18 protein-coding genes and 2 tRNA genes are annotated in these 20,705 nt (G+C 59.5%); 11 read left to right on the forward strand and 9 right to left on the reverse strand.

Annotation, left to right across the window (positions count from 1 at the left end; genetic code table 11):
- Positions 1-73 precede the first annotated feature (73 nt).
- From recJ to J7380_RS15555, 3 genes are all read left to right on the forward strand, one after another.
- A complete protein-coding gene (recJ, locus tag J7380_RS15545) occupies positions 74-1,816 on the forward strand; it encodes a single-stranded-DNA-specific exonuclease RecJ (protein ID WP_209196660.1) in 1,743 nt (580 codons plus the stop codon).
- 98 nt (positions 1,817-1,914) lie between these two features.
- Positions 1,915-1,989: transfer RNA gene (locus tag J7380_RS15550), tRNA-Glu, on the forward strand.
- Between the two features lie 22 nt (positions 1,990-2,011).
- Positions 2,012-2,086: transfer RNA gene (locus J7380_RS15555), tRNA-Glu, on the forward strand.
- A 5-nt stretch (positions 2,087-2,091) separates the two neighbouring features.
- Here the strand turns inward: J7380_RS15555 and J7380_RS15560 are convergent.
- Genes J7380_RS15560 through J7380_RS15590 form a run of 7 tightly spaced genes read right to left on the reverse strand, consistent with a single transcriptional unit; the run spans position 2,092 to position 9,478 of the window.
- Positions 2,092-3,933 carry a V-type ATP synthase subunit A gene (locus J7380_RS15560; RefSeq protein WP_209196661.1) on the reverse strand — a complete coding sequence of 614 codons (1,842 nt, stop codon included), beginning with the start codon at positions 3,931-3,933 and terminating at the stop codon, positions 2,092-2,094.
- Positions 3,930-4,622: a hypothetical protein gene (locus J7380_RS15565; protein ID WP_209196662.1), complete on the reverse strand. Its 693-nt coding sequence runs from the start codon at positions 4,620-4,622 to the stop codon at positions 3,930-3,932. Before J7380_RS15565 ends, J7380_RS15560 begins: the two co-directional genes overlap by 4 nt.
- Position 4,623: 1 nt before the next feature.
- Positions 4,624-5,301 (reverse strand): hypothetical protein, encoded by a 678-nt coding sequence (locus tag J7380_RS15570; protein ID WP_209196663.1) that lies wholly within the window; start codon positions 5,299-5,301, stop codon positions 4,624-4,626.
- Entirely contained in the window at positions 5,301-5,744 is a 444-nt protein-coding gene (locus J7380_RS15575) for an ATP synthase subunit C (protein ID WP_170352721.1), read from the reverse strand. The genes J7380_RS15570 and J7380_RS15575 overlap by 1 nt, the downstream gene beginning before the upstream one ends.
- On the reverse strand, positions 5,741-7,537 hold the full coding sequence (locus J7380_RS15580) for a V-type ATP synthase subunit I (protein WP_209196664.1): 1,797 nt from the start codon (positions 7,535-7,537) through the stop codon (positions 5,741-5,743). Before J7380_RS15580 ends, J7380_RS15575 begins: the two co-directional genes overlap by 4 nt.
- Positions 7,534-8,139, reverse strand: coding sequence for a V-type ATP synthase subunit D (locus J7380_RS15585; protein ID WP_170785691.1), 606 nt, complete (start codon positions 8,137-8,139; stop codon positions 7,534-7,536). The genes J7380_RS15580 and J7380_RS15585 overlap by 4 nt, the downstream gene beginning before the upstream one ends.
- Positions 8,117-9,478 (reverse strand): V-type ATP synthase subunit B, encoded by a 1,362-nt coding sequence (locus J7380_RS15590; RefSeq protein ID WP_209196665.1) that lies wholly within the window; start codon positions 9,476-9,478, stop codon positions 8,117-8,119. The genes J7380_RS15585 and J7380_RS15590 overlap by 23 nt, the downstream gene beginning before the upstream one ends.
- A 310-nt stretch (positions 9,479-9,788) precedes the next feature.
- On the opposite strand from J7380_RS15590, the gene J7380_RS15595 reads away from it, so the two are divergent.
- The 8 genes from J7380_RS15595 to J7380_RS15630 all read left to right on the forward strand — a co-directional run bounded on the left by J7380_RS15595 (position 9,789) and on the right by J7380_RS15630 (position 17,347).
- On the forward strand, positions 9,789-11,528 hold the full coding sequence (locus tag J7380_RS15595; protein WP_209196666.1) for an ABC transporter substrate-binding protein: 1,740 nt from the start codon (positions 9,789-9,791) through the stop codon (positions 11,526-11,528).
- An 81-nt stretch (positions 11,529-11,609) separates the two neighbouring features.
- Positions 11,610-12,659 carry an ABC transporter ATP-binding protein gene (locus J7380_RS15600; protein ID WP_209196667.1) on the forward strand — a complete coding sequence of 350 codons (1,050 nt, stop codon included), beginning with the start codon at positions 11,610-11,612 and terminating at the stop codon, positions 12,657-12,659.
- 1 nt (position 12,660) lies between these two features.
- Positions 12,661-13,734 (forward strand): ABC transporter ATP-binding protein, encoded by a 1,074-nt coding sequence (locus J7380_RS15605; RefSeq protein ID WP_209196668.1) that lies wholly within the window; start codon positions 12,661-12,663, stop codon positions 13,732-13,734.
- Positions 13,734-14,597, forward strand: coding sequence for a sugar ABC transporter permease (locus tag J7380_RS15610; protein WP_209196669.1), 864 nt, complete (start codon positions 13,734-13,736; stop codon positions 14,595-14,597). The genes J7380_RS15605 and J7380_RS15610 overlap by 1 nt, the downstream gene beginning before the upstream one ends.
- Entirely contained in the window at positions 14,594-15,391 is a 798-nt protein-coding gene (locus J7380_RS15615; protein WP_170352713.1) for a carbohydrate ABC transporter permease, read from the forward strand. The genes J7380_RS15610 and J7380_RS15615 overlap by 4 nt, the downstream gene beginning before the upstream one ends.
- A gap of 8 nt (positions 15,392-15,399) precedes the next feature.
- Positions 15,400-15,801: a DUF2160 domain-containing protein gene (locus J7380_RS15620; RefSeq protein ID WP_170352712.1), complete on the forward strand. Its 402-nt coding sequence runs from the start codon at positions 15,400-15,402 to the stop codon at positions 15,799-15,801.
- A gap of 66 nt (positions 15,802-15,867) precedes the next feature.
- Positions 15,868-16,263: a BlaI/MecI/CopY family transcriptional regulator gene (locus tag J7380_RS15625; RefSeq protein ID WP_209196670.1), complete on the forward strand. Its 396-nt coding sequence runs from the start codon at positions 15,868-15,870 to the stop codon at positions 16,261-16,263.
- On the forward strand, positions 16,250-17,347 hold the full coding sequence (locus J7380_RS15630) for a M56 family metallopeptidase (RefSeq protein ID WP_209196671.1): 1,098 nt from the start codon (positions 16,250-16,252) through the stop codon (positions 17,345-17,347). The genes J7380_RS15625 and J7380_RS15630 overlap by 14 nt, the downstream gene beginning before the upstream one ends.
- A gap of 10 nt (positions 17,348-17,357) precedes the next feature.
- Here the strand turns inward: J7380_RS15630 and J7380_RS15635 are convergent, their stop codons facing one another.
- Positions 17,358-18,695: an MATE family efflux transporter gene (locus tag J7380_RS15635; protein WP_247742580.1), complete on the reverse strand. Its 1,338-nt coding sequence runs from the start codon at positions 18,693-18,695 to the stop codon at positions 17,358-17,360.
- A gap of 162 nt (positions 18,696-18,857) precedes the next feature.
- On the reverse strand, positions 18,858-20,351 hold the full coding sequence (locus J7380_RS20595; protein ID WP_209196672.1) for a GMC family oxidoreductase: 1,494 nt from the start codon (positions 20,349-20,351) through the stop codon (positions 18,858-18,860).
- Positions 20,352-20,705: the final 354 nt, after the last annotated feature.

Raw genomic sequence — 20,705 nt, forward strand, 5'->3', positions numbered from 1 at the left:
GTCTGGCGTAAACCATAAAGAAACAAAGGCCGGGTCCGAAAGGTATCCGGCCTTGGCATATCAGGGGCGGGTCATGAGCTTTCTTGGGGTTGAACAGTCTTTGTCCGGGCGGCGTTGGGTCGGCCCCTCGGCGGATGTAGAACGCGCGACCGAAATGCTGGTGCAACAGGCCGGCCTGCCGCGTGCTGTCTGCCAGGTGCTGGCGCGCCGTGGCGTTCCCGCAATGGAGGCCCCCGGTTTCCTGGAGCCCAAGTTGAAAGAACTGCTGCCCGATCCGCGAGACATGAAGGATATGGAAACCGCAACCACCCGGTTTCTGACGGCAGTGCGGGACAAGCAGCGGATTGCTGTTTTTGCCGACTATGACGTGGATGGCGGTAGCTCAGCCGCTTTGTTGCTTGTCTGGTTGCGGCAGATGGGGCTGCAGGCGACGCTGTACGTGCCCGACCGGATTGATGAGGGCTACGGCCCCAATGTGCCCGCCATGCAGGAGCTGGCCGCCCGTCACGACCTGATCATCTGCGTCGATTGCGGCACGCTGAGCCATGAACCGATCGCAGCGGCCAAAGATGCGGATGTGATCGTGCTGGATCACCATTTGGGCGGCGAAACCCTGCCCGAATGCGTGGCCGTGGTGAACCCGAACCGGCAGGATGAAAGCGGCGATCTGGGCTATCTCTGCGCTGCGGGCGTCGTGTTCTTGATGCTGGTCGAGGCCGGGCGGCAACTGCGTGAGGCCGGGGTCAAGGGGCCAGACCTGATCTCTCTGCTGGATCTGGTGGCGCTGGCGACCGTGGCAGATGTCGCCCCTTTGATCGGGGCGAACCGCGCACTGGTGCGTCAGGGGTTGAAGGTGATGGCTCAACGGCAGCGACCCGGTCTGGTGGCCCTGTCAGACGTGGCGCGGATGGATTCGGCTCCCAACAGCTATCACCTCGGGTTCCTGCTAGGCCCGCGCGTGAATGCCGGGGGGCGGATCGGTCAAGCCGATCTGGGTGCGCGATTGCTAAGCACCGATTCCATGCACGAGGCCGAGGCCCTGTCGCAACGGCTGGACGAACTGAACACCGAGCGCCGCGATATCGAAAACGCCGTGCGTGCAGCCGCCATGGAACAAGCCGAGGAACGTGGACTGGACGCGCCCTTGGTCTGGGCGGCGGGCGAAGGCTGGCATCCCGGCGTAGTCGGCATCGTCGCCTCGCGCCTGAAAGAAGCCGCAAACCGCCCCGCCATTGTGATCGGCTTTGACGGGGATGAGGGCAAGGGCTCGGGCCGGTCAGTGACAGGTGTCGATCTTGGGGCTTCGATCCAACGTTTGGCCGCCGAGGGGCTGCTGGTCAAAGGTGGCGGGCACAAGATGGCCGCCGGGCTGACAGTGATGCGCGACCAACTGGAACCGGCGATGGCGCGCCTGTCGGAGTTGTTGGCCAAACAAGGCGCGGGCGAAGGCGGCCCGGCGGATCTGAAACTTGACGGCACATTGATGCCGGGTGCGGCCACAGTGGACCTGATCGAACAGATCGAAAAAGCAGGTCCCTTCGGAGCCAGCGCCCCTGCCCCACGCTATGCCCTGCCCGATCTACAGGTGCGTTTTGCCAAGCGTGTGGGCGAATCTCATTTGAAACTGTCCCTGTCCGATGGCGTGGGCGGCGGTCTGGACGCCATCGCCTTCGGTGCGTTCGACGGACCAATGGGCGAAAAGCTGTCCAATCACGGCGGCGCGCGGTTCCATTTCGCCGGTCGACTCGAGGTCAATACATGGGGCGGACGGCAATCCGTGCAGCTTCGGCTGGAAGATGCCGCCGAGGCAAACTGAGCTTGTCATAGGCCCCGGCAAAAAACTTGTCCCTCCCTGCATTTTTCGGCTTGCGGGGGTGGTAGGTAAACCGTAAAAGGCCCTCCACAAGCCAGCGTGGCCCGTTCGTCTATCGGTTAGGACGCCAGGTTTTCAACCTGGAAAGAGGGGTTCGATTCCCCTACGGGCTACCACTTGTGCTTGTTTTGCCTAAATGGCCCGTTCGTCTATCGGTTAGGACGCCAGGTTTTCAACCTGGAAAGAGGGGTTCGATTCCCCTACGGGCTACCATTTCCTTACACTCCGAATTTCTCGCGGCACAGGTCTTCGATCTGACCCCATGTGGATTTGAATTCGGGCGTGTTTTCCGCTGCATAGTGGAAGTTCTTCATCAAACCCGTCAGCTGCGTGAAGACCTGCCGCACCTCGGCCTTATCTTTGAACTCGGCGGTGGATTGGGTCACGCCGTAGACCAGCTTGAAGGTCATCTTCTGCCGCTCCAGCGGGACGGTTGCGTCCACTTTATCAAAGGCATCCTGTTGCAGATAGACCATATCCACAAACAGCCCCTTTTGCTGCGTGACAAAGTCCTCGATGGTGACGCCTTCCTCGCCTGTCACCTGCATCATCTGGTCGACCTGTTCGCCCTTCTCAATAAGCGCCAGCAGATCGCGGACCTTGCCGGTCCAGCCCGGCTCGGCGTGTTTGTCATACCAGTCGGACAGCTGATCGGTATAGCGCGACCAGCTGAGCATCGGGTCCACTGCAGGATAGAACCGCTTGTAGGCGCGTTCGGATGACAGACCGAGGAAACACTTGACCGTGGACAAGGTCGACTGCGTGACGGGTTCGTCAAAATTGCCACCAGCGGGTGAGACCGTGCCAATCAGCGTCAGGCTGCCCAACGCGCCGTCATTGGTCTTCATCGCACCCGCGCGCTCGTATAATCCCTTGATCGAGCTTTCCAGATATGCAGGGAAGCCCTCCTCACCCGGAATTTCCTCCAACTTGCCAGAGGTCTCGCGCATGGCCTGCGCCCAGCGACTGGTACTGTCGGCAATCAGCAGCACGTCATAGCCCATCTGGCGATAATATTCTCCCAGCGTGATGCCGGTGAAGATCGATGCCTCGCGCGCAGCAACCGGCATGGACGAAGTGTTGCAGATGATGATCGTCCGATCCATCAGGCTGCCGCCCGAGGTCGGGTCGGTCATTTTGGGGAATTCCGCGATGGTCTCCACCACCTCGCCCGCGCGCTCGCCGCAGGCTACGACGATCACGATATCGACCTTGGAGTTCCGCGCGATCAGGTTCTGCAAGACCGTCTTACCTGCACCGAACGGGCCGGGAATACAGGCCGTCCCGCCGCGCGCGATAGGGAAGAACGTGTCGATCAGGCGTTGCGAGGTCAGTACCGGCTCGGTCGGGTAAAGACGTTCCGACAAAGCGCGTTTCAGGATGCTTTCCGGCAGCGCGCGGCGGACCGGCCATTTTTGCGAAAGGGTCAGGGTGTGTTCGCCGCCCTGTTCATCCTCAAGCCGGGCCACGATGTCGTGGATTGTGGCCGCGCCTTTCTGCACCCAGACGACCTTGTAGTCGCCCACCCAGTTGAACGGCAGCATGATCTTATGCTCGAACCGCCCCTCGGGCACAGTGCCGATGCTGTCGCCCGCTGTCACCGTGTCGCCCACCTTGACCGAGGGCGTAAACGACCATTTCGCCAGCGTATCCAGCGGGGCCACGTCCGCGCCGCGTGGCAGGAAAGTACCAAACTCAGCGGCGACCTTCGGCAAGGGCGATTGCAGCCCATCAAACACCTGACCCAGCAGACCCGGCCCCAGTTCGACCGATAACAACTGGCCAGATTGCTCCACCGGGTCGCCCACGGCCACGCCGTCGGTGCTTTCATAGACCTGCACATCCGCCGTGTCGCCGCGCACGCGCAGCACTTCGGCTTTCAAACGCTCCTGACGGCCACCGGGGCCGGGGCGCGTGGGCAGGATAAAGACCACCTCGTTCTTGACCAGTTGCCCCGGCGCGCCTGAGGCATCTGCGTTGGCCTGAATTTGCACCAGCCCCTCTTGCACCGCAACAACGCGGGCAGTGGCGGTTTGGGTGACAGGGGTTGGGGCGGTCATGCGTAGGCTCCCTCAAAGTCGATATCGGCGACGTCAGCCATTGCCTGTTGCGCCAGTTTCTCAAATCGCGTGGCCGCGTCCTGCGCATTGCTTTGCGCCCAGCGGTCGAAAATGTTCCAGATCAGCACGTAGATCGCCACGGCCTCGAAATCGAACAGATGGCGGGCGGCGTGGCGTTTGAGCTGCTTATGGCTGACCTGCAGCAGTAACCGCTCAAGCCCCAGAGGATCTTCTGCCTCCAGCAGTTGATGCGCTTCCTTGAGCCACGGCATCGAGGTCTCAAGCTTGAAGGTCGGATCACTCCAGTTGGCCGGTATGTGGCGGGCCCAGCGGCCCATGCCGAAGGTTCCGGTAAGCGGGCTTCCGCCCTGTTTGCGCAAGCGCAAGGCGGCTACGGCGGTACGCAAGTCCATCCGCTCCAGAAACAGCTTCCGCAAGGTCTGTTGCGGGATATCACCTAGCGCACCTTTGCAGCGTTCGACCGCTTGTGTATCCGTCACGTCCATATCGTAGTCGCCCCAGTTCAGGGCGTGTTCCAACACCTTTAGCACCTGCGCATCCTCAGACGCCAGCGCACGCAGCCGCCGGTCCAGCCGCAGGCGCGAGATCGGGGGCTGTTTGGCAACAAACAACCTTTCCGAGCCCGGCAGGCTGCTGATCAGCGCGATATAGGCGTCGGGGTCCGACATGTCAGCGGATCACCCCTTCCAGCACGGCACGGAACCGGGGCTGAAGATGCTCCATCAGCAAAGAGGCCACGGCCTTGTCAGTCAGGTCCAGCACCACGCCCTGATCCTCGGCGCGCACCCGGATACCGTCCTGCGTGCCGTCTGCGGCGTGCAGTTCCACCTGTTCGCGCAGCATGTCGGCAGTCAGGCCCAGCACATATTTCGTCAGCTTGCCCGACTGGATATCGTCAGCGTTCTGCTTGATATCCTCTTGCGTGGCCACCTTGGCGGGCAGGATCACCTGCACCTTACCGTCCAGCTTGGCCCCTTCCGCCGCGCGCCCAACGACCTCGAGGATCATCTGTTTCAGCATCTCGGGGTCGGCCATTTCCTTGGTGACAAGGCGTTCGACATCTTCGCGGAACCGGTCGGTCAGACCCGCCTTCATGGTCAACACCGCATCACGCATGGCGGTGTTCAGCGCCTCTTCCCCGGCGGCACGGTAATTGTCGGATTCGGTACGGGCCTTTTTCTGATACTCATCCGCTTCACGCTTGGCATCGGCGAGGATCCTGGCCGCCTCGGCCTTGGCCTCTGAACGCAGCTTGTCGGCTTCCGCCTGCCCCGCCGCCACGCCATCGCTGCGCAGCTTGTCGATCAGCGCATCGACCCCGTGCGAGATCATCCCGTCCTGTGCCATCAGCTGATCCCCGCGCTAATGACCAACGCAAAGACAAAGGCGAAGACACCAAAGCCTTCGATGATCGCAGCAGGGGCCAGCGACAGGCCGAAGATTTCCGGTTTCTCCTTGGTGGCATTGATCGCCGCCGCACAGGCCCGGCCCTGCCAGATGCCGCAATACATCAGCGCAATCCCAGACAGGATGCCGATGCCGAACAGCCCGCCCGCGTTTTCCGGCGTCACATCGCGGTTCAGGGTGAACATGATCACGATGCCGTAGATCACCATTGTAGACGGAAAGGCTGAGACACCGATGAACCGGCCATAGCCGCCCTCGGTCTCGGTCATCGCGCCGATACTGGCCTGCCCCGCAATGGCACAGCCAATGGCGCTGGACGCCGCCCCTAATGCCATGGGCGCGTAGATTCCCAGCCAACCCAATGTCAGTACAAGCTCATTCATTCCTGAACCTCCTTGCGGGCGAACGGGCGAAAGACGATGCCTTCATCCGGCAGACCCCATTTAAAGAATTCGATGTAATTCAGACGTAACCCGTGGACGACGCCACTCATCATCGCGAGGGCGAAATTGAGCAGATGCCCGGCAATCAGAATCAGCAGCCCGAACAGGATGCCCGGCCCTTTCAGCGCCTGCATCACTTGGACCGCCAGATCGTTGAACGTGATCGCCAGCGAGGCCGAGGCCAGCCCCAGCGCAAACAGGCGCATGTAACTCAGCACATCGCCAAACGCGCCCATCGCGCCCGCCAGCCCCTGTAGCCCCTCGATCAGACGCCACAGCCAGTCGGTCGGTTTGGTGATCTGACGCTCGCTGGTGAACAGCAGGATCGCCAGAAAGCCTGCGCCCATCAGCACCGCTCCGGGCAAGGTCGCGCCGTCGTTCATGTAGGCCAGCCACAGAACAAAACCGCCGATCAGAACGGCGATCCAGCCCAGATTGGCAATCGCCCTGCGCCGCCCCCACGCCGCGCGTGCGGCAAGTGCATTGGCCAGCACCAGATGGAACACGCCGACAACGATCGAGATCATCATCATCGCGTTGAAGTTGTTCAGATCCAATATCTTGAGCCGCGCCCAGATCGACCCCTCTGCCGGGGACGCGCCGAAATAACTGCCGACCATGACTCCGTAGATCACCGTCGCGCCCGCGATGATCACACCATAGAGCCGCCACGACCGCTGCGCCGGGGACTTGTCCATCTTTTTCCAAATGGCCAGCAGGCCCAGCAGGATCACCACGCCATAACCCGCATCCGCCACGATCATCGCAAAGAAGATCGCAAACGAGGCCGCAACGATGATGCTGGGGTCCCAATCCCTGTAGCCCGGTATCTGGTAAAACAGAGCCAGATCGACGGCTGCGCTGCGGTTCTCGGGCTGCTCCAGTAAAGTCGGAGGGGCGTCATCCGAGCCCGGTTCCTCGATCAGAACAGCAGCGTCTCGCGCCTGCGCCATCTCCAGCACGGCATCCACACGATCCTCGGGCACCCAGCCCTGCAGGGCAAACATCGCGCCCTCGTCGCGGACCTTCTGCGTAGCGTGGGCCAGTTCCGCCGCGCTTTCTGCGGCCGACAGGTTGCGGCGCATCAGGGTCAGGTAACGGGTCTGGGCGATGCGTTCCGCCTCAAGCGCCTCAATGGCGATCTCGGCCTCTTCCAGCTGCGCCTCAAGTTCATGGATCGGCAGCGATCCGGTATGGGTGCGCGGCACCGGCAGGATATCGTCGCCCGGATCGTCCGGCGCGATCAGCACGGCGTAGATATAGCGGTGATCCTGTTCCAAAATGGCCCAGGGCAGTTTGACCTCGGACAGCGCCTCGCGGTGTTTCACCGGCAGTTGGTAGAACCACAGCCGATTGCCCGCCAACACATCATTGGGTGGAAAATCCAGATCGCCCCACGGGCGCACCTGTGCAATCCGATGGGCCAGAAAATCCCGCCGGTCCGTTGCCTCCCGCGTGCGCTGCATCAGGTCCAGCACGTCGCGCACGAACTGGTCCATATCAAAGGCCGGATCGCGCTGTATCTGGCGGCGCGGGTCGGCCACATCGGTCAAAAAGCGCAGCGCCTTATAAGCGTCATGCGCACCACGTTCGCTGATCTTCTCAGGCTCGGCGGGCGGAGGAGCAAGTGGCAGTACATGCATACAGCCCAGCCCTTGCAGCGCCTCCAGCGTGTCGCCCTTCTGTGCGGCCGGTCCGACGAGGGACAGTTTCTTCAGCCGCGCAACGCTCATGTCAGCGCCTCCTGCGCATGTTTGCGCTTGGAGATTTTCGAGCGCACAACGGCCTGCATCTGTTCATCGCTCAGATAGATGCGGATTTTCTTGATATTGGCCTTGGCGCGCGGGATCAGAACCTTTTCGAACAGGTTCACCCGCTGCGTGATCGTGGCAACGGCCTTGTCGAAAATACGTACCCGTTCCTCGGCGACCTTCACACGCAGCCGTGCCTCGATCATGTCATGCAACAGGTTGGCGGCGGCATCGACCCAATGTGGTTTGGCCAGCAACGAATAAGGCCGCACCGCAACTTCGATCCGGTCCAGATCGGGCATCTTGACGCCGACCACGTTGACCTCTTTCAACTGGTAGTCCTTCAACTGGACCAAGCCGTCCAGATCGACCCCCTGCTGCGCAAGCATCGGCAGTTTTTCCCCGACCTGCTGCGCCAGATCATGCACCTCCTGCTGCAGGCGCTGCACATCTTCGCGCGCCTTGGCACGTTCCGCCATCAATTGCTGGCGTTTGAGGTCCAGCGACGGCAGGAACCGCTCATAGCTTTTCAGCTGGGTCTGCTGGCGCGCCAGCGACGATTTATTCAGCTGCAACCGCGCCATCGGTGTCCTTTGGGAAATACTTCTCGACCAAAGCCTGCTTCATCAGCAACTGTTCAGGTTGGAAACACTCGGCCAGCGTCTTCCACCCCAGATCCAGCGCGTCCTCCAGCGGGATCGAGACGTTGATATCCATGAACCGCACCCTGAACAGCGAACCAAACTTCAGCAACTGGTGATCGTAATCCGACAGATCAAAGGCCATCGCCTGTTTTTGCGCCGCATCGCGGCTTTCGGAGTAAAACCGGATCATCGTGTTCATGATCTGCCCGTGATCTTCACGCGTGGTCTTGCCGATCACATTCTGCTTGAGGCGTGACAGGCTGCCGAACGGGTCGATCACCCCCGAATGCAGGTAAAACTGCCCCTCGGTGATATAGCCCGTGTTGTCCGGCACTGGGTGGGTCACGTCATTGCCCGGCATCGTGGTCACGGTCAGCACCGTGACCGAGCCGCCCTTGGCGTAATCACACGCTTTCTCATACCGCCGCGCCAGCTGGGAATAGAGATCACCCATATACCCCCGCTGCGAGGGCACGCGTTCCTGGCTGATCCCCACCTCTTTCATGGCATCGGCATAGGCGGTCATGTCGGTCAACAGGACCAGCACGCGTTTGCCCTCCTCAACCGCGAATTTTTCAGCCACCGCCAGCGCCATATCCGGCACCAGTAGCCGTTCCACCAGCGGGTCCATCGCCTGATTGACGAACATCACCGTACGCGAGAACACGCCCGCATCCTCGAACGAGGTCTGGAACGTGTGATAGTCGTCAAAGATCAGCCCCAGCCCACCAAACACAACGATATCAGCGTCCGCCTGAATGCCGATCCGGCTGAGAAAGGCATTGAACGGCTCACCCGAGACCGAAAAGATCGGGATTTTCTGGCTTTCCACCAACGTGTTGAACACGTCGATCATCGGGACATCGGTGCGAATCATCTTGTTGGGCACCGCCCGTTCCGAGGGGTTCACCGTCGGCCCGCCAATCTCAATCCGCGGCTCGGACGAAAGGTCCGGCCCACCGTCGATTGCCACCCCTGCCCCGTCAAAAACACGGCCCAGAATATTCGCCGAATACGGCGTCTGCATTGGATGACCCAGAAAAGTGGCGGTCGCCTCGGTCGAGATCCCCTTGGTGCCCGAGAACACCTGCAGCGTCACCACATCCCGGTCGATGAAAATCGCCTGCGCCAGCGTCTTGTGGCCATCAACCGTTTCAATCACGGCCAGATCGTTGAACCGCACAGCGGCGTCAGCCGACCCGTCCAGCGGCACCCGAACCTTGATGGTGTCACCGACAATTTCCAGAACGCGTGTGTACTTCAAAAGACTTTGGGACATGAAACATCCTCAGTCATCAAAATGAAATTTGTCGCCCGGGCGCGCACCGCTTCGGGGCTTGTACGTGGAAGCAGCTTACTAAGAATCAATAACTTGGCAAGGATAGATGCCGATCAACGAATGAGTTACCCGACAAGACGCGCGAATCCGTCCGTCAAAGACCCTGCATCACCAAAAAGCGCATGTTTTTAAGGCTGTAAGGTGACCAATCTCATTTACTAAAAATTTAGTTTGACACATATGCGAAAAATCGCTGATGCTTATCGCTATCCGGTCCGCACCGGATCACATAATCTTTGGGAGGAGACAGATGCGGAGACATCTACTTTGCGCAGTGGCGGCGGCGGCCGTCATTGCGGGCCACGGCTCTGCTTGGGCCGACGAAGCCGCAGCAACACGTTGGATCGACGACGAATTCCAGCCATCGACCCTGTCGAAAGACGAACAGATGGGCGAGATGAAGTGGTTCATCGAAGCTGCACAACCCTATGCCGGGATGGAAATCAACGTTCTGTCCGAAGGCATCCCCACGCATTCGTATGAATCCGAGGTGCTGACCAAGGCATTCGAGGAAATCACCGGCATCAAGGTCAACCACCAGATCCTGGGCGAAGGCGAAGTGGTTCAAGCTGTTCAGACCCAGATGCAGACCGGCCGGAACCTGTACGATGGTTACGTCAACGACAGTGACCTGATCGGCACGCACTCGCGCCTGCAACTGGCCTATAACCTGACCGAACAGATGGCAGGTGACTGGGCGGCGACCACATCGCCGACGCTGGATCTGGATGATTTCATGGGCATTCAGTTCACCACCGGCCCGGACGGAAACCTGTATCAGCTGCCCGACCAGCAGTTCGCGAATCTCTACTGGTTCCGCAAGGACTGGTTCGACGATGAGGCCAACAAGGCCGCGTTCAAAGAGAAGTATGGCTACGACCTTGGCGTTCCGGTCAACTGGTCAGCCTATGAGGACATCGCCGAGTTCTTCACCAATGACGTGAAAGAAATCGACGGTGTCGCAATCTATGGCCACATGGATTACGGCAAGCGCGCGCCGGATCTTGGCTGGCGTATGACGGACGCGTGGCTGTCGATGGCCGGTGCCGGTGACGTGGGTGAGCCGAACGGTGTTCCGGTCGACGAATGGGGCATCCGCATGGAAGCGGGCACCTGTAACCCCGTTGGCGCGTCTGTGTCGCGCGGTGGTGCGGCCAACGGCCCGGCTGCGGTTTATGCGATCCGCAAATGGGATGAGTGGCTGCGCAACTATGCGCCTCCGGGGGCGGCGTCCTATGACTTCTATCAGTCGCTGCCGGCGCTCAGCCAGGGCAACGTGGCCCAGCAGATTTTCTGGTACACCGCCTTTACCGCCGACATGGTCAAGCCGAAATCCGAAGGCAACAACACCGTGGATGACGAAGGCACGCCGCTGTGGCGGATGGCGCCCAGCCCGCACGGCCCCTACTGGGAAGAAGGTCAGAAGGTTGGTTATCAGGACGTGGGCTCCTGGACGTTCCTCAAGTCGACCCCCTCGGATCGTGCCCAGGCCGCGTGGCTGTACGCTCAGTTCGTGACGTCCAAGACTGTTGATGTGAAGAAGTCCCACGTGGGTCTGACCTTCATCCGCGACAGTTCGGTCAACCACGAATCGTTCACCGAACGCGCGCCCAAGCTGGGTGGTCTGGTCGAGTTCTACCGCTCGCCCGATCGTGTGGCATGGTCGCCGACCGGCATCAATGTTCCGGACTATCCGAAGCTGGCCCAGATCTGGTGGCAGCAGATCGGTGACGTGAACTCGGGCGCCTTCACCCCGCAAGAGGCGATGGACCGTCTGGCCGAGGAAATGGACATCACCATGGCCCGCATGCAGGCCGCGGATGAGGCTGCCAACGTCTATGGCGGCTGTGGCCCGCGCCTGAACGAACCGCAGGACCCTGCCTTCTGGCTGGAGAAAGCGGGTTCGCCCAAGGCCAAGCTTGAGAACGAAAAGCCGCAGGGTCAGACCGTCAACTATGACGAACTGGTTCAGCGCTGGCAGTCTCAGTAAGCGTTTGAAACCGGGGGTGCCGTGCGCGGCACCCCCACCCCACGACCAGTGCGCCGCACTGAAGGACCGGAACCCACGGACATGATCGAACTTCAAGACGCCACCAAACGGGTTGGCAACACCCTCCATATCAAGCCAACCAATCTGACCCTGAAAACCGGCCATTTCAACGTGTTGCTGGGGGCCACGGGGTCGGGCAAGACCTCTCTGATCAAGATGATGGCCGGGCTGGACCCGATCGCGTCGGGTAAGGTTCTGATGGACGGGCAGGACGTGACCCGGCTGAACACGCAAAAGCGACAGATCAGCCTGGTGCACCAGTTCTTTGTGAACTACCCGCATATGACTGTTTTCGACAATATCGCCTCGCCCCTGCGCGTGGCTGGTATGGCGAAATCCGAGATCGAAGGCCGCGTGGAAGAGGCCGCCGACCTGCTGCAGCTGCGCCCCATGCTGCACCGCCGCCCGCATGAGCTGTCGGGTGGGCAGCAACAGCGCACGGCGCTGGCCCGGGCGATTGCCAAGGAAAGCCGCGCGGTGTTTCTGGACGAGCCGCTGGCGAACCTCGACTACAAACTGCGCGAAGAACTGCGCGAACAACTGCCTGATCTGTTTGCTGGACGCGGGGCGGTCGTGGTCTATGCGACCTCAGAACCCGAAGAGGCGCTGCTGTTGGGCGGCCACACTGCCCTGATGGAGGATGGCCGCGTCACGCAGTTCGGCCCCACCGCCGACATCTATCGCAATCCCGAAAACATCGCCGCCGCGCGTGTGTTCTCGGACCCGCCGATCAACGTGGCCCGCATCACCGTATCCGGCGCGCAGGCGCAACTGGCGGGTGGAGGCGGCTGGACGGTCTCAGGCATGACCGACGGCGAATATATGGTCGCCGTGCGCCCGCATCGCGTAACCCCCTTCCGCACATCGGACGCGGATGTGGAACTGACGGGCCGCGTGATCGTGACCGAGCTGTCAGGATCAGATTCCAGCGCACATTTCCGGCATGGAACGGATGACTGGGTGTCTTTGGCGGCGGGGGTGCATCCCTATCAGGTCGGCGAAGATCACAGTTTCTACATGAACCCGGCCCATTGCCGGTATTTCGGCCAAGACGGCAAAAGGGTGGCCTGACATGGCACAGATCAAACTTTCAAACCTGCGACACAGCTATATGCCCGCGCCGAAAGGCCCCGAGGACTATGCGCTGAAGGAAATCGACGTGACATGGCGCGATGGCGGGGCCTATGCGCTGCTGGGACCGTCCGGTTGTGGCAAGTCAACGCTGCTCAACATCATCTCGGGCTTGCTCACGCCATCCGAAGGCCAGATTCTATTTGACGGTCAGGACGTAACCGCCCTGCCCCCTGATCAGCGCAACATCGCACAGGTGTTCCAGTTCCCGGTGATCTACGACACGATGACCGTGGGTGAGAACCTCGCCTTTCCGCTGAAAAACCGGGGCGTTGACCCAACAACGATCAAGCGTCGTGTCGATGAGATCGCCGAGATGCTGGACGTGACGGATATGCTGAACACCCGCGCCAGCGGCCTGAGCCCCGATAACAAACAGAAAATCTCGATGGGGCGCGGTCTGGTGCGCGATGACGTGAACGCGGTGATGTTTGACGAGCCGCTGACTGTGATCGACCCGCATCTGAAATGGAAGCTGCGGTCCAAGCTGAAAGAGCTGCACCAGCGTGTGCAGGCCACGATGATCTACGTGACCCATGACCAGACAGAGGCCCTGACCTTCGCGGACGAAGTGGTCGTGATGCAGGAAGGCGAAGTGGTGCAGATCGGCACGCCGGTTGAACTGTTCGAGCGGCCTCAGCATACGTTTGTTGGCCACTTCATCGGCTCACCCGGCATGAATGTCCTGCCCTGTGAAGCCAAAGGCGACCGCGCGGTGTTCGAAGGCCACGAGGTCATGCTCGAAGGCCCCACCCACGGCGACGGAGGCCGCACCGACTTGGGCATCCGCCCCGAATATGTGGGCTTTGGCGACACGGGCATCCCTGCGCATGTGACCAAGGTCTCAGACATAGGCCGCCACTACGTGGTCAGCGCCATGGTCGGAAATACCGCCCTGAAAGCCGTGACCGAACACAGTGTGCCCGAGCCGGGTTCACAGGTCTTCCTGCAATTCAAACCAGAACAATCCCGCGTCTATCGCGATGGCTGGATCGCAACCGAGGAGCGCAGCTGATGAGAACGGAAAACCAAAAAGCGTGGTTCTTTGTGTTGCCCGTGCTGGCGCTGGTCGCGTTCAACGCGCTGGTGCCGATGATGACGGTGGTCAACTACTCGGTGCAGGAAACCTTTGGCAACAACCAGTTCTTCTGGGAAGGGCTGGGCTGGTTCGAACAGATTCTGCGGTCGGACCGGTTCCAAGCGGCCCTCGGTCGGCAGTTCCTCTTTACCTTCCTGATCCTGCTGATCGAGGTGCCTTTGGGCATCATCGTGGCCCTGTCGATGCCGCGCAAAGGGTTCTGGGTGCCGGTCTGTCTGGTGCTGATGGCCCTGCCGATGCTGATCCCATGGAACGTGGTTGGGTCGATGTGGAACATTTTCACGCTGCCGAAAATCGGCCTGATGGGGTATTTCCTGAATGACGTTCTGGGCATCAACTATGACATGACGCAGCAGCCCCTGTCGGCCTGGATCACCGTCATCATCATGGATGTCTGGCACTGGACCTCGCTGGTTGTCCTGCTGTGCTATGCGGGTCTCGTCTCGATCCCGGATGCCTATTACCAAGCCGCCAAGATCGACGGTGCCAGCCCGTGGTCGGTGTTCCGCTACATCCAGCTGCCCAAGATGAAAACCGTCCTGACCATCGCCGTTCTGCTGCGCTTCATGGACAGCTTTAATATCTACACGGAACCCTTTGTTTTAACAGGCGGAGGCCCCGGAAATTCAACGACCTTGCTGTCGATTGACCTTGTGAAAATCGCTCTGGGACAGTTCGACCTTGGCCCTGCAGCCGCGATGAGCCTGATCTATTTCGCCATCACGCTGCTGGTCAGCTGGGTCTTCTACACTCTGATGACAAAGGATGACGCAGAATGAAAAAGCGCTCCATCATCCCGATCCTCTATATCGCGTTCCTGATGCTGCCGATCTATTGGCTGGTGGCGATGTCCTTCAAGACAACGAACGAGATCCTGTCGGGCTTTTCCCTTTTTCCCCAAACCTTTACGCTGGAAAATTACATTACCATCTTCACCGATCCGACATGGTATTGGGGCTATATCAACTCGATCATCTACGTGACGCTGAACACCGTGCTGTCGGTCTGCGTGGCGCTGCCTGCGGCCTATGCGTTCTCGCGCTATCGGTTTCTGGGCGACAAGCAGCTGTTCTTTTGGCTGCTAACCAACCGGATGGCTCCGGCGGCGGTGTTCGCTCTGCCGTTCTTTCAGCTTTATTCGTCGATCGGGCTGTTTGACACCCATCTGGCCGTGGCGCTGGCGCATACGCTGTTCAACGTGCCGCTGGCGGTGTGGATTCTGGAAGGCTTCATGCGCGGCATCCCCAAGGAACTGGACGAAACCGCTTATGTGGACGGCTATTCCTTCCCGCGTTTCTTCGTGACGATCTTCCTGCCCAACATCAAGGCGGGCGTCGGCGTGGCGGCGTTCTTCTGCTTCATGTTCTCGTGGGTAGAAATGCTGCTGGCTAAAACGCTCACAGCGGTCGAGGCGAAACCCATCGCCGCTGTAATGACCCGCACCGCCTCCAGCGCGGGGTACGAATTGGGCCTGCTGGCAGCCGCCGGTACGCTCACTATCATCCCCGGTGCCATCGTCATCTGGTTTGTCCGTAACTACATCGCGCGTGGATTCGCGATGGGCCGTGTGTGAGGTTCGATATGCGTAAACTACTTCTCACCCTCCCATTCCTGCCGTCGATGGCGGCGGCCCAACAGGCGGGCTGGGGCAGTGTCGGCCAGCAAGAGGAAAAAGGGTTTTCCTGGACCGATCCCTTATGGCCCGATTTCTGGATGGCCTGGACGCCCGCAACGCTGGCGCTGTTCGTCGGCATCTTTTCAGCCATCGCCCTGATTGGCGTGCTGGAAGGGTTCAAGTTCCGCGACGGGATCGAACGGCGCGGCGTTCTGGGCCTGACCACTACGCTGGGGGATCGGCTGTTCATCACCCTGCTGGGATCCGCCTATATCTTCCTCGCCTGGCTTGGGATCGTTGGGCAACCAGTCTGGACACCGCTATTCCTGTCCATCGGCTGGGGGATTTTCGTCTTCTGGAAAGTTTGAGCTTTGCGAAACAGCGAAAGGATGCTTGTCTGTCAGGCATACTAAAAAATGCGACACGAAAGACCGATGCGAAAGAAAAAGACAACAAACCTTCTGACTGAGGTAGAGCTTGAGTTCATGAATGAGCTCTGGGCACTTGGTCAGGGCTCGGTCCGTGACGTGCTTGATCGTCTGCCTCCAGAACGCAATCTGGCCTATACCTCTGGCGCAACCATCCTGCGGATTCTCGACGAGAAAGGCTTTGTCGAAAGCCGCAAGGACGGCAAGACGCTGATCTATACGCCGCTGCTGGAGAAAGACAAATATCAGGCACGGTCGTTGCAGAACCTCTCGCGTACATTGTTCGATGACACGCCTGCCTCGCTGGTGGCGCGTCTGGTTGACGATGCGGGCCTGAGCGAAACCGATCTGGAGGATATTCGGGCACTGGTAGAGAGGAGACTGCAAAATGACAGCGGTTAAACCGGTTCTCGACATATATCTGGAATTAAACATCGTGCTGGGTCTTGCGGCCTTGATTTGGATGGCCGCCCGGGTGGCTCTGACCAAAACTCCGATGCAATATGGATTTGTTGCGCAATTGAGGGCGCTCAAAGCGTTGTGCCTGTGCGTTTTGATCAGCCCAGTGTTGGCTGTGGGTATAGGCGCGCTTGCGGCGCAAACGTCGTCTCACGGGACAGTCGCAATAGGCGATATCGCCGTAGCGGCCTACTTGCGCGGAGAAATCGCAATGCCTGCAACCCAGTTCGAAGCGCTTCTGAACACGCGTGAACGCTGGGTCGAAATATTGCTCTCGGGCGCCTATCCCTTGGCGTCTGCTGCTCTGTCCCTTTTGGCGGTTATGGCGGTTGTGTATCTATTGCGGGCCGTTCGCGACGGGATAGCGATCCGCCAGGCTATCCAAAACAGCTTTCTTTGGCGTCGCTCGGCCAAAGTAGACATTCGTCTGTCGGACCGGATTACCGTGCCCTTTGCGGTTCGCGGCCTGTTCCGCCGCCATGTCGTTTTGCCCAGCCACCTGCTGGACACCCCGCGCGAGCTGCGATTTGCCCTTGCGCATGAGCTGCAACATGTGCGCGCCGGCGATGTGGAATGGGAATTGGGTTTTGAACTGCTTCGCCCCCTGCTGTTCTGGAACCCGGCGTATATTGCGCTGAAATATCAATTCGACCGCTTGCGCGAATTGGCGTGTGACCAGTCGGTGGTTTCCCGCAGGGGTATCGACGCGCGCGACTATACGAACTGCCTACTGGACTACTGCGCCAAAACGATTAGCCGCGGCAGCCCGCGTGTTCTGAACGTCGCGCTTGTGACCGGTGGAAAAGCCAAGCGAGTCCTGCGCCAACGTGTATTGGCCCTGACCGAGGCCCCGTCGGTACAATCCACGGCACCGGTCGTTTTCCTTGTCTTAACGCTGACATTCGCTGCCGTTCTTGGCCTGGGTGCTGCTTCTGTCCAGCAGACCGAAGACTGGAGCCACGACCGGCTTATGCTGTCCTCGGTCGTCAATCTGGAGCGTCTTGAGGCCCGCAACGCTGGCAACTGATCCGGGGGGGCTACCACCCCCGGCGGCCAAACAGCGCCTGCAGGCGGTTCTGCCCTGCAAAAGGATCAACACGCTGTGGCGCTTTCAGGCCGGACACCACGCGGCGCACAAGCACCCAACAGACCACAGCGAATATGACCCCACCAAAGGCTTGGCCCAACAACACTCCTGGTGCTCCGGCAAAATATGCGCCCGCGACTGCAAACGGCCACGTCCCCAGTGTATGCCGTCCCCAATTCACCCACGTGGAATAAATGGGGTGCCCCAGATTGTTGAAGCTGGCATTGGAGACAAAGATCACGCCGTTGAAAAACGACGCCAGCGCCAACGGCCCACAAAACAAGTAGATCAAAGACCGCGTCTCTTCTTGCGCTTGAAGCAGATCGGCGATGGGCGCGCGCAGCACGAACAAAACTGCGGCCATCAACAGGACGTAGACGCCGGTAAATTTCACCCCTGCCAGAAAAGTTTCCTTGACGCGATCGTACTGCCCGGCCCCGAAATTCTGACCGACGATTGGACCAATGGCCCCTGACAACGCAAACACGACTGAAAACGCAACCGGCATCAGCCGCGCGATGATTGCCATGCCCGCCACGGCATCTGTTCCGAATTGAGCGACTTCGCGTATGACAATGGCGTTGCCCACCGGTGTTGCGATATTGGTCAGCACCGCAGGAACGGCGATACCGCGCACCGCCTGGAAATCCTGGGCGACTTGCCGCATCGAAGGCCGCGCAAAAGCGCGGTGCACCTTGATCGCCGGCCCAAGCGCAAAGACCAGCATACAGAGACGGGCGATCACCGATGCGATGGCCGCACCGTCCAGTCCCAACCCGACCGCAAAGATCAGAATCGGATCCAGCACGGCATTTGCGACTCCGCCATAAATCGTCGCCATCATGGAACGACGCGCATCTCCATGGGCACGCAGCACAGCCATACCCGCCATGGCCAAAGCCATGACCCACATCGTTGGCAGAATTATCGAAACATAGCGTGCAGCCAGCCGTAGAACCTCGCCCTCTGCCCCCAGCAGTGAGAGGAAAAAGCTGAGATTGAACAGGACAATCCCGGATACCAGAATTCCGAACACGACCCCCAACATGGCGACGCTGGTGGCGTAATGGCGGGCACGATCGCCCCGCCCGCCACCAAGTTCGCGGGCGACAAGCGCCCCGGCCGCGATGGACAGGCCCACGTTGACGGAATTGGTGAAAAACAACAGCGTTCCCGCATACCCCACCGCCGCAGCCAAGGCATCATTCCCGAGCATTGCGATGAAAACCATATCCACAAAATCGACGGCGAAAATGGCCATCAAGCCAATACTTGTGGTCAAGGACATGCGTGTCACATGCCGCATGAGGCTGCCAGTCAAAAAGACCGCCCGACCAGACGCTTGATTTGCCATTGGATTTCCCGCCCCCATTTGTTGCCATACAGAGACAACGCAAAACCGATCTGAGCAACCCGAAAATGGCCGTTGCACCGCTGAAAACAGTGCCCGCTAATTGCGTGCGATCAAATGGTCGGCCAGACGCAGCGATAACTGCACAATGGTGAAAGTGGGGTTTGCGTGCCCTCCTGTCGGAAACACTCCAGATCCCGCGACATAGAGATTAGTGGCCCCATGCACTTTGCAATCAGAATCCACAACCCCGGTTTCAGCCGTCGCAGACATCCGCGCCCCACCCATGTGATGGTTTGAATAACCCAGCCCGATCTCTTCAACTGGCGCCAAGTTCCAAAGCTCGGGCACCATCCGCATCCGTCCCAACCCATTACGGATCAGGAATTTAGCCGCCTCACCAGCCGAACCGCGCATGGTTTCGATATCTTTGTCAGTGAATTGCAGATCAAGCCCGACAACATTCAGCCCAAAGCGATCACGTTGTTCGGTTAGAACGATACGGCTGGCCATATTGGGCTGTTGTTCGCCCGTAACGAAACAATCACCCGTAAAGAAATAATCCTGATCGTAGGTCAGCCCTTTGATGAATTCAGAATCCCCCACCAGCGCTTTGGCAATCGGACGCTGTTTCAGACGCTCCAGCCTGACGCTGGAATTCAACCAGCCATTTGCCATCATCGTCTCTTGACTGGGACTTAACATCAGTTCCGGAACCGAGCGACGCAAAAGGCGTTCAAACTCCCATGACGCTGAATGAGAGTACAGGCGCTTGGTGATAAAGTAGGCACCAAACACGACAATCGGGTGCTCCATGAAACAGCGGCCGACCATGTCATTCTGATTGCCAAACCGGTTGTTTTCCTGCGCATTCAAATGCAGCAACATACGGCTGTTTTCAACGCCACCCATCGCTAGCACGAAGGTGTCCGCCTGAACCTTTCCTTCACCTTCAGCATAGTTGCGAACATGTGCTTGGGTGACGTTGCCGCTGTCGCCATCAACTGTGAACCCCACGACGTTGGCATTCAGGACCAGATCAATGTTCTCCGAAGCCTCAAGATCCGACAAGTATTTGGTTCCAAAGCGGGCTGCTTCGTCATCACGCACGTCATAAAACTCACGATCCGAACTGAACCTTTGCTCGACGATGTCGATTTGTCCGGTTTCATCTGCTGGTTTGCGAAGTCGAGGGCCGAATTTACCCGTGCCCAAAATACGTTCTGCGCCCGCCTGATAAGGTTGCAAGTCTTCGAAGCGGATGGGCCAACCACTCAGTGGCACATCTTCACGAGGCAGAAAGTCAAAGGGATCAAGCATAGGGCAACGGCCAAACCATGCAGACGTCGACCCACCCAAGGCCCGCATGCGGGTCGCGGACAGCGATCGATACTCAACACCCAGATCCTGACCTTCGTAAAGGTCTTGCGACTCTGACTCGATGTCCCTGTCACCGGCCTCTAGTACAAGCACCCGTTTGCCCGCCTCGGCCATTTTGAACGCCAGCGACAAACCCGCCGGCCCCGAACCTATGACACAGCAATCATACGTCCCGTCGAGGTTTGGAATTTCGGAACGCGCATCAAGGATCACGACGCTTCTCCTGCGCCGGGGTCACTTTCATCCAGCAACCATCCGTCGACCAGCGTCAATCGCGGCTCTGGCACTTTTGGAAGGGGATTATCTTTAAGTTTCATCAAGCCGATCCGCGCGACTGGCACCACCGCAACCGCAGAAAGAAGCATTGCAAGGACACGCCGACGGCTGGAAAATACACTCATTTCAGTCACCGCAAACTAGAAAACTCATTCACACTACGAAGACCTGGCACGGGTAAAGCAAACACCCGAGGGCCACATGGCCTCAATGCTAGGCGGAACACACCAGAATTTCAAATATTTCAATACGACGCCGGATTGGGCGATGTTCCGGACGGCGCGCATATCT

The organism is Ruegeria sp. R8_1 (genome assembly GCF_017743815.1).
GTDB classification, from domain to species: domain Bacteria; phylum Pseudomonadota; class Alphaproteobacteria; order Rhodobacterales; family Rhodobacteraceae; genus Ruegeria; species Ruegeria lacuscaerulensis_A.

Excerpts from the sequence above, each read along its gene's own strand:
- J7380_RS15565 (WP_209196662.1), bottom strand. The coding sequence starts at position 4,622 with ATGTCGGACCCCGACGCCTATATCGCGCTGATCAGCAGCCTGCCGGGC.
- J7380_RS15635 (WP_247742580.1), bottom strand. The coding sequence starts at position 18,695 with ATGTCCTTGACCACAAGTATTGGCTTGATGGCCATTTTCGCCGTCGAT.
- J7380_RS15595 (WP_209196666.1), top strand. The coding sequence starts at position 9,789 with ATGCGGAGACATCTACTTTGCGCAGTGGCGGCGGCGGCCGTCATTGCG.
- J7380_RS15600 (WP_209196667.1), top strand. The coding sequence starts at position 11,610 with ATGATCGAACTTCAAGACGCCACCAAACGGGTTGGCAACACCCTCCAT.
- J7380_RS15590 (WP_209196665.1), bottom strand. The coding sequence starts at position 9,478 with ATGTCCCAAAGTCTTTTGAAGTACACACGCGTTCTGGAAATTGTCGGT.
- J7380_RS15630 (WP_209196671.1), top strand. The coding sequence starts at position 16,250 with ATGACAGCGGTTAAACCGGTTCTCGACATATATCTGGAATTAAACATC.
- J7380_RS15570 (WP_209196663.1), bottom strand. The coding sequence starts at position 5,301 with ATGGCACAGGACGGGATGATCTCGCACGGGGTCGATGCGCTGATCGAC.
- J7380_RS15585 (WP_170785691.1), bottom strand. The coding sequence starts at position 8,139 with ATGGCGCGGTTGCAGCTGAATAAATCGTCGCTGGCGCGCCAGCAGACC.
- recJ (WP_209196660.1), top strand. The coding sequence starts at position 74 with ATGAGCTTTCTTGGGGTTGAACAGTCTTTGTCCGGGCGGCGTTGGGTC.
- J7380_RS15610 (WP_209196669.1), top strand. The coding sequence starts at position 13,734 with ATGAGAACGGAAAACCAAAAAGCGTGGTTCTTTGTGTTGCCCGTGCTG.
- J7380_RS15575 (WP_170352721.1), bottom strand. The coding sequence starts at position 5,744 with ATGAATGAGCTTGTACTGACATTGGGTTGGCTGGGAATCTACGCGCCC.
- J7380_RS15560 (WP_209196661.1), bottom strand. The coding sequence starts at position 3,933 with ATGACCGCCCCAACCCCTGTCACCCAAACCGCCACTGCCCGCGTTGTT.
- J7380_RS15615 (WP_170352713.1), top strand. The coding sequence starts at position 14,594 with ATGAAAAAGCGCTCCATCATCCCGATCCTCTATATCGCGTTCCTGATG.
- J7380_RS15625 (WP_209196670.1), top strand. The coding sequence starts at position 15,868 with ATGCGAAAGAAAAAGACAACAAACCTTCTGACTGAGGTAGAGCTTGAG.
- J7380_RS15605 (WP_209196668.1), top strand. The coding sequence starts at position 12,661 with ATGGCACAGATCAAACTTTCAAACCTGCGACACAGCTATATGCCCGCG.
- J7380_RS15620 (WP_170352712.1), top strand. The coding sequence starts at position 15,400 with ATGCGTAAACTACTTCTCACCCTCCCATTCCTGCCGTCGATGGCGGCG.
- J7380_RS15580 (WP_209196664.1), bottom strand. The coding sequence starts at position 7,537 with ATGAGCGTTGCGCGGCTGAAGAAACTGTCCCTCGTCGGACCGGCCGCA.